Consider the following 12,952-nt stretch of genomic DNA (forward strand, 5'->3'; position numbering starts at 1 on the left):
ACTGTGGTACCAACGCGATCGTGACCACTGCCGCGGATCGTCTCGACCACTGGATCCGCACGCGGTTCGCCGACCTCAACACCGAACTGGAGCAGCGCTACTTCGCCGCCCACACCGAGATCCTGCTCGGTGACCCCGACATCGACCGACTCAAACACACGATCGTGACCCAGGGCGCCACGCTGATCGCCGAGCTGGACCCGGTCACCAGCTACGACCTGCTCGGTCTGGTCGGTTTCTACTTGGGCGCCTGCCGCAGGCACGAGGTCGGCAGCGCGGCCGAGCTGACCCCGGCGCACGCCGTGGCCAACCGGATCGGCCTGGCCCTGGGCGTCGCGCCACGCTACGTCTTCGCGCACCAGTCGCTGTACAACCTGGCAGGCCGCGCGGGCTACCGCACCTTCACCACCCTGCCCGACGAGCGGATCTTCATCGAGTACAACGGCCTGGCCGTGCTGGCCTACCAGCGCGCGGCCACCGCGCTGCGCCGCATTCCCACCCTGGGCGTGGGCAACCCGCTGGCGGGCTACCTGCTGGAGGAGGCCCGCGTCGCGCTGCTGGATGTGTTGCGGTTCAACCAAAGCCTGGCCAAGGAACTGGACGTGGACCGGTTCTTCTTCAACATCCGCCCGTACTTCAAGTCCTACCGGGTCAACGGCATCGAGTACCGCGGCGCCAACGCGGGCGACTTCGCCGCGGTCAACGAGATCGACCTGCTGCTGGGCCTGTGCCGTCCAGAAGACCCGTTCTACCAGCATCTGCTCAGCGAGAAGGCCCCGTACCTGCCGCCGGAGGACCAGCCGCTGCTGCGCGCCGCGCTGCGGACCGAACCCCTGCTGACCGCCTTCCTGCGCGAGTCAGCCGAGCCCATGCCGCCCCAGCTCCGCGCCAACGCGGAACTCTTCCTGGCGGTCTGCCGGGCGCACGCCGCCGCCTACACCTTCCACCACCACCAACTGGTCAAGCCGTACCTGGAGGTCCCGGCCCAGCAGGCCCCGCCCAGCCGTCAGGAGGACCTGACCGCCAGCGGCCCACCGCTGGCCGTGGTGATCGAGTCCCTGGCCCGGCTGGCCGACCTGCGCGCCGCCAGGGACCGCCCCGGCCTGACCACCGCGCGCACCCGCCTGGACCAGCTCCGCGACCGCTGCGCCTGACCCGCCTCACACCGGCAACGCGGTCCCGGTCAACTCCTCGGCGACCGCCCACAACGACGCCGCCAGATCCACCCCACGCGTGCTGCGCGGCAACCCCGCCTTGATCGTCGGCCCGACCAGCCCGAGGTGCCGCGGCCCGTAGTAGGCGCCCTGCTCCGCCGCCGGATCCGCCGCCGCGAACAGCAACGGCTCGGTGCCCTGCGCGACGCCCTGGGAGGGCAGCAGGGTGAAGTCGCCGCGGAACAGCGTGCGCTGCCGGGCCCGCCCCAGGTTGGGGCCGCTGGTCTGCAGGTTCGTCCGGGTGTAGCCGGGGTGCGCGCCGGTGCTGAGCAGGTCCCAGCCGCGCTCGGTGGCGACCGCGGCCAGGCGCCGGGCCATCAGCAAGTTGGCCAGCTTGGACTGCGCGTAGGAGAAGACAGGGCGGTATCGCCCGGCGAACTGCAGGTCGTCGAAGTGGATCCGACCGAAGTTCGCGGTGCCGCTGGCCATGGTCGCCACCCGGGGCGAATCGGCGCGCAACAGCAACGGCAGCACCAGGTTCGTCAGCGCGAACGGCCCGAGGAAGTTGCTGCCGAACTGCAGCTCGAACCCGTCCGCGGTGGTCATCCGGGTGGGCGGGGCCATCACCCCGGCGTTGTTGACCAGCGTGTGCACCGGCTCGCCCTGCTCAGCCAGCTCCCGCGCGAACGCCCGCACACTGCCCAGATCGGCCAGATCGACCCGCCTGACCTCCAGCTGGGCCGAGGGCACCCGCGCCAGGATCTCCGCCTTGGCCGCCTCGCCCTTGGCCGGCGTGCGCACCGCCATGACCACCCGCGCCCCGGCCGCCGCCAGCCGTGCGGTGGCCTCCTTGCCGGTGCCGCTGTTCGCCCCGGTCACCACGATCCGCCGCCCACTCTGATCAGGAACCCGGTACATGACAACTCCTAAAGATCCGCCGGTCTGTTACCTCCCCCAAGTTAACAGCCCACCGGTCTTCTAGCAACGAACCGCCGGTCTGCTATCTGTGACCCCAGCCTCTCCAGTGCGGCTACGTATTTAATTCGCCCACCCTTGACTGTGATCGGCGTCACCGGCCACGCTCGCCCCATCTTGCTACTCGTGAGTAGGGAAGGTCCCCATGGCTTCAGGTGTTCGTGCTCCCGGTCGCTTCCTGCTCGCGGCCGGCCTGGCCGCGACGATGGCCCTGCCCGCCGCGTCTGCCATCGCCGCCGCCGCGCCGGCCGGCGTCGCGCGCTACGTGGCGCTGGGCGACTCCTTCGCCTCCGTCGGCACCCTGACCAACATCCACCTCGACCCGGTGGGCTGCGCCCGCTCCAAGGACAACTACCCGGCCCGGCTGGCCGCCCGGCTCAAGCCGAAGACCTTCGTCGACCGCACCTGCGGCGCCGCCACCACTCCTGACATGACCGCCCCCCAACAGGTCCCCCTGGGCGTCAACCCACCCCAGTTCGACTCCCTGACCCCCGACACCGACCTGGTCACCCTGACCATCGGCGGCAACGACATCGGCTTCGCCGAGATCGTCCTGACCTGCGCCACCCTCAGCGTCACCGACCCCGCGGGCGCCCCCTGCAAGAAGCACTTCACCCAGGACGGCGACCAGCTCCAGCGCCGCATCGCCGACCTGGGCCCCAAACTCACCAAGGTCCTCACCGGCATCAAAGCCAAGTCCCCCAAGGCCCGCATCGCCGTAGTCGGCTACCTCCGCATCCTCCCGCCCAGCAAGGGCTGCTGGCCGCTCGTCCCGATCGCCGCAGGCGACGTGGCCTACTTCGAGACGGTCCAGGCCCACCTGAACACCAGCATCGGCGGCTGGGCCAAGGCCGCGGGCGCCACCTTCGTCAACCCGGGCCTGGTGACCGGGCACGACGTGTGCCAGCTGCCGGGCACGAAGTGGGTCGAGGGCCTGATCCCGACCTCGCTGTCGGTGCCGGTGCACCCGAACGCGCTGGGCCAGGACTACGTCGGCGGCCTGACCGCCGACGCACTGCGTTAAGACCGGTCGATCAGCACCCGCATCCGCTCGGCTTCCAACCCACGCCGCTGCTGCACGAACAGCTCCAGCGCCTGCTTCCACGCGGCTTGTGCCGCATCCGGATCCCTGCTGGCCAGGGCGTCACCGAGGCGGACCAGCACGTCTGCCTCGGTGGCGGCATCGGTCCGCTGCCGGCACAGTGCCAGGGCTTGCTGGTAAAGGTCGATCGCCTGGTCCAGGTCGCCGGTGCGGAAGGCGATGTAGCCGAGGCTGAGCAGGCAACGAGGGATGCCGCGCTGGCTGTTGTCCTGCTGGCAGCGGGCCAACGCTGCCGCGCAGTGCTCCTGAGCGGTGGTCAGGTCGCCGAGCAGCGCGGTGTACCAGCCGACCTCGTTGAGCGCGTGCGCGCCGCTGACGCTGTGCGCGAGCTGGTCGTAGAGCCGCATCGCCTCGCGGGAATGCTGCAGCGCCTGCTGGTAGTCCTCGCGCAGCGCGTAAGTCGTCGCCACCGCGCGGTGGGTGTGCGCCTGCCCGAGCTGGTCATCGTCGGCCGCGGCCACCTCCAGACCGCGTTCCAGGTGCTGCAACGCCTCATCGTGCTTGCCGAGCTGCCCGCAAGCCCGGCCCAGATGCCGGTAGGCCTGGGTGCGGTAGAGGGCTTTGCTCAGCTGCGCGGCAGCTGCGGTCCCGGCCCGCCACATGGTGTGGTTGTCGTGCAGGTGCCCCTGGCCCAGGTTGAACGAGGTCATGGTCCAGGCCAGCTGCCACACCGCCGCATCGCGGTGCTGCTGCACCGCAAGGTGCTGTGCTGCCATCAGATTGGCGTGCTCGGCGGCGAACCACGCCTCGGCTTCCGCCTCGCTGGCCGGGGGCACCGGCACGCAGCCGTCGAGCAGGTCGGGCAGCTCAATCTCGATGTGGTGCTTAATGAGCTGCCGGTCCGCGCCGTGCGCCATGTGCACGTAGAAGTCGAACAGCCGCTGGGGGCCCAGCTCCTGATCCCGCTGGGAAAGTTCATCCTCGGCCACCTTGCTGGCGTACAGGCGCACCAGGTCGTGCATGCGGTAGCGCTCGTGCTCGCACTGGAGCAGGGACACCGCCACCAACTCGTCGAGGATCCGCTCCACCCGCGACTCCGCCAGCCCGGCCAGACTTGCCGCTGCCGCAACACTGATGTCCTGTCCGGGAGCCAGTCCCAGCAACGCGAACACCTTCTTCTGGTTGCCGGACAGACCCCGGTACGAACTGGACAGCACCGTCTGCACCGAGTCCGGTTCCGTGCCACCCAGCGCGGCCAGTCGCTCACGCTCATCACGCAGCAGTCTGGCCTGCTTCGCCAGCGAAAGGTCGCCCTGGCGCACCTGGGCAGCTACGACGCTCAACGCCAGCGGCAACCCGGCACACCAGTGCAGCAGCTCAGCTGTTGCTTCCGGCTCCGCATCCAGCCGCTGCTGTCCCAGTCGCCGGCCCAGCAGTTCTGTGGCCGCCTCGTCGTTGAGGACCTTGACGTCCACCGGGTGGAAGGGCGTGCTGACCTGCAACCCGGCCAGCCGGTTGCGACTGGTGATGAGCACGGTGCAGGTGTCCCCGCCGGGCACCAGGTCCTTGACCTGCGCGCCGTCTAGGGCGTTGTCGAGCACGATGAGCACTTTCCGGTTAGCCAGCCGGGTCCGGTACAGCCCACGCTGGGCCTGCTCCTCCGCGGGGATCTGGTCCGGCGGCACGCCGAGCGCGGTCAGGAACCCGTGCACGGCCTCCCGCGGCGCCATCGGCGGGTCCGCCGGGTGGAATCCGTTCAGGTCGACGAACAACTGACCGTCCGGAAAACGTTCGAGGTTCTGGTACGCCCAGTGCAGCGCCAGCCAGGTCTTGCCCACCCCGCCGGTGCCGTTCAGCGCCGAGATCACCACGGTGGCGCCCGCTGATGCCCCGTCATCTAGGGCCTTGCTCAGCGCCGCCAGCTCGTCCGCCCGGCCGGTGAACGTGCCCGGTGAGTGCGGTAGTTGCCGCGGTGTCGGCCAAACCCAGTCGGCGGAGATCGCGACCCCGCCGTAGATCGTCCCGGCCTGCACCAGGTTCCCGCTCACCGGTCCGCCAACGGTGTTGTGAACCTCGGGGGTGGCCGACATGGCGCACAGTTTGCCCGACTGGCAACAACAAGTGCCCACTATCGGGCGAGCGTCCTAACTCTGCTGGATGACAGCCCGCCACGTGCGGCGACGATCCCGGTTCCCGCCGATCGCCAACTTGATTCATTCCAGAAAATGGGCCAGACTGCCGCCTGTGCCCACCACCTCGGACTTCGAGCGCATGTTGCGTGGGGCCGCCCTGCGGGTGACCCGGCCGCGGCTGGCGGTGCTCGCCGCGGTGCACACGAACCCGCACGCCGACACCGATTCCATCCTCGGTGTGGTGCGCACGGATCTCGGCGCCGTGTCGCACCAGGCGGTCTACGACGTGCTGCGGGCGCTGACCGGGGCGGGTCTGCTGCGGCGGATCGAGCCGCCGGGTTCGGTGGCCCGCTATGAGGCCAGGGTCGGGGACAACCACCACCACGTTGTGTGCCGGTCCTGCGGCGCCATCGCCGATGTCGACTGCGCCGTCGGCGCCGCGCCCTGCCTGACCGCCTCCAACGACCACGGGTTCGTCATCGACGAGGCCGAGGTCATCTACTGGGGCCTGTGCCCCGGCTGCTCCACCACAACCAGTTCCTGAGCAACCCTTTGATCTTGGAAGGATTCCCGTGGCTGACAGCCCTGACGCCGTTGTTGGAGAGATGAATGAGGAAGCCGCGGGCGGGTGCCCGGTCTCGGCGGGGCGCCTGAGTCACCCGACCGAGGGCGGCGGCAACCGTGACTGGTGGCCGAACCAGCTCAACCTGGCCATCCTGCGCAAGCACTCCGAGGTCGCCAACCCGATGGACGGGGACTTCGACTACGCCGCGGAGTTCCAGACCGTCGACCTGGACGCGCTGGCGCGTGATGTCGACGAGGTGCTGACCACGTCCAAGGACTGGTGGCCCGCTGACTTCGGCCACTACGGGCCGTTCATGATCCGGATGGCCTGGCACAGCGCGGGCACCTACCGCACCCACGACGGCCGCGGTGGCGCCGGCGCGGGCATGCAGCGCTTCGCGCCGCTGAACAGCTGGCCGGACAACGGAAACCTGGACAAGGCGCGCCGCCTGCTGTGGCCGGTGAAGAAGAAGTACGGCCGCAAGATCTCCTGGGCGGACCTGATGATCTTCACGGGCAACCGCGCCCTGGAGACCATGGGTTTCACCACCTTCGGCTTCGCCGGCGGTCGCGCGGACGTCTGGGAGCCGGACCAGGACGTGTACTGGGGCCCGGAGCGCACCTGGCTCGGCGGCGACGAGCGCTACTCCGGTGACCGCGACCTGGAGAACCCGCTGGCCGCGGTCCAGATGGGCCTGATCTACGTCAACCCCGAGGGCCCCAACGGAAACCCGGACCCGCTGGCCTCGGCCCGCGACATCCGGGACACCTTCGGCCGGATGGCGATGAACGACGAGGAGACCGTCGCGCTGATCGCCGGCGGCCACACCTTCGGCAAGGCGCACGGCGCGGCCGACCCGGACAAGTACGTCGGGGCCGAGCCCGAGGGCGCGCCGCTGGAGGAGCAGGGCCTGGGCTGGCGCAACAGCTTCGGCTCCGGCAAGGGCCGGGACACCATCACCAGCGGTCTCGAGGTCACCTGGACGGCCACGCCGACCAAGTGGGGCAACGGTTTCTTCCAGAACCTCTTCGGCTACGAGTGGGAGCTGACCAAGAGCCCGGCCGGCGCCCACCAGTGGCAGCCCAAGGACGGCGGCGGCGCGAACACCGTGCCCGACCCCGAGGACGGCTCGCTCACCCGCCCGCCGACCATGCTGACCACCGACCTGGCGCTGCGCTTCGACCCGATCTACGAGCCGATCTCGCGCCGGTTCCTGGAGCACCCGGACCAGTTCGCGGACGCCTTCGCCCGTGCCTGGTTCAAGCTGACCCACCGCGACATGGGCCCGCTGCAGCGCTACCTCGGCCCGCTGGTGCCGCAGGAGAAGCTGCTGTGGCAGGACGTCATCCCCGAGGTGACGCACGAGCTGATCAACGCCGAGGACGTGGCCGCGCTCAAGGCCAAGGTGCTCGACTCCGGCCTGTCGGTCGCCCAGCTCGTCTCCACCGCGTGGGCCTCGGCCGCCACCTTCCGCGGCAGTGACAAGCGCGGCGGGGCCAACGGCGCCCGCATCCGCCTGGAGCCGCAGCGGGCCTGGGAGGTCAACGGTCCGGACACGCTGGCCACCGTGCTGCGCACGCTGGAAGGCATCCAGGAGAGCTTCAACAGCGCCCAGACCGGCGGCAAGCAGGTCTCCCTCGCCGACCTGATCGTCCTCGGCGGCGCCGCCGCGGTCGAGCAGGCCGCCAGGAACGCCGGCCACGACGTCCAGGTGCCGTTCACCCCCGGCCGCGCCGACGCCACGCAGGACCAGACCGACGTCGAGTCCTTCGCCGCGCTGGAGCCGACCGCGGACGGCTTCCGCAACTACCGCGGCAAGGGCCACCGCCTGCCTGCCGAGTACCTGCTCATCGACCGGGCGAACCTGCTCACCCTGAGCGCCCCCGAGCTGACCGTCCTGGTGGGCGGCCTGCGCGTGCTGGGCGCGAACCACCAGCAGTCCACGCTGGGTGTGCTCACCACCGCGGTGGAGTCGCTGACCAACGACTTCTTCGTGAACCTGCTCGACATGGACACCGAGTGGAAGCCGGCCAACGCCGACGCGGAGACCTTCGAGGGCCGCGACCGCGTCACCGGCGAGGTCAAGTGGACCGGCAGCCGCGTCGACCTGGTGTTCGGCTCGAACTCCGAGCTGCGCGCCGTCGCCGAGGTCTACGCCAGCGATGACGCCCAGAAGAAGTTCGTCAAGGACTTCATCGCCGCCTGGGACAAGGTCATGCAGCTGGACCGCTTCGACCTGGTCTGATCGGACCGTCCAGGCCGGCCGCCACCCGGCCGGCCTGGACGCCGAGGCGCCGCGCCGCCAATTGAGGTGAACTGCGCGACCCACTCGACCCGTACTTCTGCACAAGTCGGAATCGAACCGGTGCAGGAGGTCGTCGAATGCGCGCTCGACACAAGAGGATCAACCGCCCGAAGATCGTGGTGACCGCGGCAACCATCACCCTGGCCGCAGCGGTGGTCATCGCCCTGCCTCAGGCCAACGCCGCCAACACGGACGCGGTAGACCCCGCCGCCGCACCCACGGAAACCTTGCGCAGCAAGGCATCCATCCCCGGCACCGCCTGGGCGGAAGATCCCCAGACCGGCCAGGTCGTGGTCACCGCGGACAGCACCGTCAAGGGCGACAAGTGGAACACCCTGATGTCCACCGTCGGCTCCATCGGCACGAGCAAGGTCCGCGTCCAACGCGCCCCCGGCAAGTTCACCCTCTTCGCCGAAGGCGGCGACGCCATCTTCAGCGGTAACTCCCGCTGCTCCCTGGGCTTCAACGTCACCACCAACGCCGGCGCCCCCGCCATCCTCACCGCGGGCCACTGCGTGACCGCGGCCCGCCGCTGGTCCCTGACCCAGGGCGGCGCCCCCATCGCCACCGCCCGCCAGTCCAGATTCCCCGGCAACGGCGACTTCGCCCTCCTCACCTACGACAACCCCGCCACCCGACCCCCCAGCGCGGTCGACACCGGCGGCGGCCGCATCGTGCAAATCCGCCGAGCAGCCGCGGCCACCGTGAACCAGCGCGTCTTCCGCATGGGCAGCACCACCGGCCTGCGCAACGGCCGGGTGACCGCGCTCGGCGCGACCGTGAACTACCCGGAGGGGACGGTCACGGGGCTCATCCAGACGACCGTGTGCGCGGAGCCCGGGGACAGTGGTGGGTCGCTGTTCACGCAGGACGGGAGCGCCATTGGGCTGACTTCGGGTGGGAGTGGGGATTGCCGGTCCGGCGGGGTGACGTTCTTCCAGCCGGTGACCACGGCGTTGGCCGCGGTCGGAGCCAAGATCAGCGGCACCTGACCCCGTGCGTCATGATGCTGGATTTTCGTGTCCGAGTGACCACATGAACACCTGTAGTGCGCAGGCAAGCTACTTTTTTGTGTCCGAGGGGGGACTTGAACCCCCACCCCCTTTCGGGGACTAGCACCTCAAGCTAGCGCGTCTGCCATTCCGCCACCCGGACCGGTGGAAGGACCCCGTTGACCAGCGTCAGCGGGCTCCGTCCCGCCCAGCCTAGCGCACCCCCTCCATCACCCCCGCCACGGGGCGCTCCGACCGGGTTTCCCGCGTGGTGGGCTGGGGGTTGTCGGGGGTGGTGGTTACCCTCGCGCCGTGCTGACCGTCTCCACCGTCAATGTCAACGGCCTGCGGGCCGCCGCCAAGAAGGGCTTCCTGCCCTGGCTCGCTGCCACCAGCGCCCAGGTGGTGTGTTTGCAGGAGGTGCGGGCTGAGCCGGGGCAGTTGACCGAGGAGGTGCGGGAACCCGAGGGCTGGCATGTGGTGCACGCGCACAGCGAGCTGAAGGGGCGGGCCGGGGTGTCGTTGCTGACCCGGGAGCAGCCTTCGGCGGTGCGGATTGGGTTCGGGGTGGCCGAGTTTGATCGCAGTGGGCGTTATGCCGAGGTGGATCTGCCTGGGCTCACCGTTGGCAGCCTCTACCTGCCCAGTGGTGATGTCGGGACCGAGCGCCAGGAGGAGAAGGAGCGGTTCATGGCCGGCTTCCTGCCTTACCTGATCGAGCGCCGGGAGAAGGCCGCGGCCGAGGGGCGGGAGGTGCTGGTCTGTGGGGACTGGAACATCGCGCACCAGGAGATCGATCTCAAGAACTGGAAGAGCAACCAGAAGGAGTCCGGGTTCCTGCCTGAGGAACGGGCCTGGCTGGGGCGGGTGCTGGGCGAGGGCGGCTATGTGGACGTGCACCGCGCGCTCCAGCCCGAGGGGCCTGGGCCGTACACCTGGTGGTCCTACCGCGGCAAGGCATACGACAACGACTCGGGCTGGCGGATCGACTACCACCTGGCCACCGCCGGACTGGCCGGGCGCGCCCGGACCGCGGTGGTCGAGCGGGCCGCGACCTACGCCGAGCGCTGGTCCGACCACTCGCCCGTCACGGTGACCTACGCCGCCTGATCCCAGCCGCGTCGCATCGGGACTCCCTGGTTTCTTATTCCCGAATTCTCGGTGATATTTGGTACGACGCCCTCGGCCCGCGCGTCGTTCCCTCCGGTCACCACCGGTGCCTAGGCTGCTGTGGTGACCGCGGATGATCAGCGACCCAGTCCATCGGCGATCCGGCGCGCGCTTCGGCGGGCCCGGGACGGCGTCAGCCTGGACGCGGCGGAGGCGGCGGTGCTGCTGGCCGCGCGGGACGAGGAGTTCGAGCAGTTGCTGGCCGCCGCGGCGACCGTGCGGGACGCGCATCTGCGGGCCGAGGGCCGCGAGGGCCTGGTCACCTACAGCCGCAAGGTGTTCATCCCGCTGACCCGGTTGTGCCGGGACCGCTGTCACTACTGCACCTTCGTCACCGTCCCGCACCGGGTGCCCGGCGCCTACCTCGAACGCGAGGAGGTGCTCGAGATCGCCCGCCAGGGCGCGGCCATGGGCTGCAAGGAAGCCCTCTTCACCCTGGGCGATCGGCCGGAGGAGCGCTGGCCGCAGGCCAAGGAGTGGCTGGACGAACGCGGTTATTCCTCCACTGTGGACTATGTCCGCGCCTGCGCGATCGCGGTGCTGGAGGAGACCGGGCTGCTGCCGCACCTCAACCCTGGCGTGCTGAGCTGGGAGGAACTCCAGCGGCTCAAGCCGGTCGCGCCCAGCATGGGCATGATGCTGGAGACCACCGCGACCCGGCTGTGGAGCGAGCCGGGCGGCCCGCACTACGGCTCGCCGGACAAGGAGCCCGCGGTCCGGCTGCGTTCGATCACCGACGCCGGCCGGGTCGGCGTGCCGTTCACCACCGGCATCCTGATCGGCATTGGCGAGAATCTCACTGAGCGCGCCGAATCTTTGCTCGCGATCCGCCAGATCGCCCGGCAATACGGGCACATCCAAGAGATCATCGTGCAGAACTTCCTGGCCAAGCCGGGCACCGCGATGATGCACGCGCCCGACGCCGATCTGCGCGAGCTGGCCGCCACCGTCGCGGTCGCCCGGCTGCTGATGCCGTCGGGGGTGAGCGTGCAGGCGCCGCCGAACCTGGTCGGCAACGAGCACCTGCTGATGCTGCGGGCCGGTATCGACGACTGGGGCGGCGTGTCCCCGCTGACCGCCGACCACGTCAACCCGGAGAAGCCCTGGCCGCAGATCGAATCGCTGGCCGCGACCACAGCCGAGGCCGGGTTCACCCTGGTCGAGCGGCTGACCGCGTACCCGAAGTTCGTCCGCCAGGGTCAGCCCTGGTTCGACGTCCGGGTGCTGCCGCACATCACCGCGCTGGCCCAGCCGGGCGGGCTGGCCGACATGGCCGCGCCCGTTGTCGGGCACGAGTGGCAGGAGCCGGACGGCGGACTGGCCGGCACCGGCCGGGTGGACCTGCACACCAGCATCGACACCGAGGGCCGCACCGGGGACCGCCGCAGCGACTTCGACTCCGTCTACGGCGACTGGGACGAGCTGCGCAGCCAGGCCGGTGGCGCGGTCACCCCGGAGCGGCTGGACGAGGACGTGCGGGCCGGCTTACGGCTGGCCGAGTCCGATCCGGCCGCGCTGCTGGAGGAGCGCAACGCCGCCGCCGCGCTGGCCCTGTTCACCGCGGATGGACCGGCGCTGGAGACCATGACCAGGCTGGCCGACCAGCTGCGCGCCGAGGTGATCGGCGCGGACGTCACCTACGTGGTCAACCGCAACATCAACTTCTCCAACGTCTGCTACGTCGGCTGCCGCTTCTGCGCCTTCGCCCAGCGGGAACGCGACGCGGACGCCTTCCGGCTCAGCCCGGAGCAGGTCGCCGACCGGGCCGAGGAAGCCTGGAACGAGGGCGCCACCGAGATCTGCATGCAGGGCGGCATCGACCCGGAAATCCCGGTCACCGGCTACGCCGACCTGGTGCGCGCGATCAAGGCGCGGGTGCCCGGCATGCACGTGCACGCGTTCAGCCCGATGGAGATCGTCAGCGGCGCGACCAAGGCCGGGGTCAGCATCGCGGAGTGGCTGACCGAGCTGCGCGACGCCGGGCTGGACACCATCCCCGGCACCGCCGCGGAGATCCTCGACGACGAGGTCCGCTGGGTGCTGACCAAGGGCAAGCTGCCCACCGCGACCTGGCTGGAAGTGGTCGGCACCGCGCACAAACTGGGCATCCGCTCCAGCTCCACGATGATGTACGGCCACGTCGACCACCCGGGGCACTGGCTCGGGCACCTGCGCACGCTGGCCAGGCTGCAGGACGAGACCGGCGGCTTCACCGAGTTCGTGCCGTTGCCCTTCGTGCACCGCAACGCGCCGATCTACCTCGCCGGGGTGGCCCGTCCCGGCCCGACCCGGCGGGACAACCGGGCCGTGCACGCGATGGCCCGGCTGGCTCTGCACGGGCGAATCCGCAACATCCAGTGCTCCTGGGTCAAGCTCGGCGACGAGGGCACCGCGGACGTGCTCACCGGCGGCGCGAACGATCTCGGCGGCACCCTGATGGAGGAGACGATCAGCCGTATGGCCGGGTCAGAGCATGGTTCGGCCCGCACTGTCCAGCAGCTTCACTCGATCGCGGCCGCGGTGCACCGGCCCGCGCGAGAGCGCACTACCACGTATGCCCAGTAGATGATCAAGTAGCCGGGTGAAAGCGGGTTGTCACCGGCCCGCTACTCTGCCT

9 protein-coding genes and 1 tRNA gene are annotated in these 12,952 nt (G+C 70.2%); 7 read left to right on the forward strand and 3 right to left on the reverse strand.

Annotated elements, in window-relative coordinates:
• Positions 1-20: 20 nt before the first annotated feature.
• Complete coding sequence (locus MZC64_RS10490; protein WP_308300983.1) at positions 21-1,154, forward strand: monodechloroaminopyrrolnitrin synthase PrnB family protein; 1,134 nt, start codon at positions 21-23, stop codon at positions 1,152-1,154.
• A gap of 6 nt (positions 1,155-1,160) precedes the next feature.
• On the opposite strand, the gene MZC64_RS10495 is transcribed toward MZC64_RS10490, so the two are convergent.
• Complete coding sequence (locus MZC64_RS10495; RefSeq protein WP_247763244.1) at positions 1,161-2,072, reverse strand: SDR family oxidoreductase; 912 nt, start codon at positions 2,070-2,072, stop codon at positions 1,161-1,163.
• Positions 2,073-2,274: 202 nt separating this feature from the next.
• On the opposite strand from MZC64_RS10495, the gene MZC64_RS10500 reads away from it, so the two are divergent.
• Entirely contained in the window at positions 2,275-3,153 is an 879-nt protein-coding gene (locus MZC64_RS10500) for an SGNH/GDSL hydrolase family protein (protein WP_247763245.1), read from the forward strand.
• Here the strand turns inward: MZC64_RS10500 and MZC64_RS10505 are convergent.
• On the reverse strand, positions 3,150-5,261 hold the full coding sequence (locus tag MZC64_RS10505) for a tetratricopeptide repeat protein (RefSeq protein WP_247763246.1): 2,112 nt from the start codon (positions 5,259-5,261) through the stop codon (positions 3,150-3,152). The genes MZC64_RS10500 and MZC64_RS10505 overlap by 4 nt on opposite strands.
• Positions 5,262-5,415: 154 nt before the next feature.
• On the opposite strand from MZC64_RS10505, the gene MZC64_RS10510 reads away from it, so the two are divergent.
• The 3 genes from MZC64_RS10510 (at position 5,416) to MZC64_RS10520 (ending at position 9,165) form a co-directional block, all read left to right on the forward strand.
• Complete coding sequence (locus tag MZC64_RS10510; protein WP_247763247.1) at positions 5,416-5,847, forward strand: Fur family transcriptional regulator; 432 nt, start codon at positions 5,416-5,418, stop codon at positions 5,845-5,847.
• Positions 5,848-5,875: 28 nt separating this feature from the next.
• Positions 5,876-8,113, forward strand: coding sequence for a catalase/peroxidase HPI (katG, locus tag MZC64_RS10515; protein ID WP_247763248.1), 2,238 nt, complete (start codon positions 5,876-5,878; stop codon positions 8,111-8,113).
• A gap of 137 nt (positions 8,114-8,250) precedes the next feature.
• Complete coding sequence (locus MZC64_RS10520) at positions 8,251-9,165, forward strand: S1 family peptidase (protein WP_247763249.1); 915 nt, start codon at positions 8,251-8,253, stop codon at positions 9,163-9,165.
• A gap of 80 nt (positions 9,166-9,245) precedes the next feature.
• On the opposite strand, the gene MZC64_RS10525 is transcribed toward MZC64_RS10520, so the two are convergent.
• Positions 9,246-9,328 (reverse strand) — tRNA-Leu (locus tag MZC64_RS10525).
• A 149-nt stretch (positions 9,329-9,477) separates the two neighbouring features.
• On the opposite strand from MZC64_RS10525, the gene MZC64_RS10530 reads away from it, so the two are divergent.
• The gene (locus MZC64_RS10530; protein WP_247763250.1) at positions 9,478-10,275 is read left to right on the forward strand and encodes an exodeoxyribonuclease III; all 798 of its coding nucleotides are present in this window, start codon (positions 9,478-9,480) and stop codon (positions 10,273-10,275) included.
• A 123-nt stretch (positions 10,276-10,398) separates the two neighbouring features.
• On the forward strand, positions 10,399-12,900 hold the full coding sequence (locus MZC64_RS10535; RefSeq protein ID WP_247763251.1) for a bifunctional FO biosynthesis protein CofGH: 2,502 nt from the start codon (positions 10,399-10,401) through the stop codon (positions 12,898-12,900).
• Positions 12,901-12,952 lie beyond the last annotated feature (52 nt).

Source organism: Crossiella sp. S99.2 (assembly GCF_023094165.1).
In the GTDB taxonomy this organism is placed as follows: domain Bacteria; phylum Actinomycetota; class Actinomycetes; order Mycobacteriales; family Pseudonocardiaceae; genus Crossiella.

Bases quoted from the DNA above. Each gene is read 5' to 3' on its own strand.
- MZC64_RS10495 (WP_247763244.1), bottom strand. From the start codon at position 2,072: ATGTACCGGGTTCCTGATCAGAGTGGGCGGCGGATCGTGGTGACCGGG.
- MZC64_RS10500 (WP_247763245.1), top strand. From the start codon at position 2,275: ATGGCTTCAGGTGTTCGTGCTCCCGGTCGCTTCCTGCTCGCGGCCGGC.
- MZC64_RS10505 (WP_247763246.1), bottom strand. From the start codon at position 5,261: ATGTCGGCCACCCCCGAGGTTCACAACACCGTTGGCGGACCGGTGAGC.
- MZC64_RS10520 (WP_247763249.1), top strand. From the start codon at position 8,251: ATGCGCGCTCGACACAAGAGGATCAACCGCCCGAAGATCGTGGTGACC.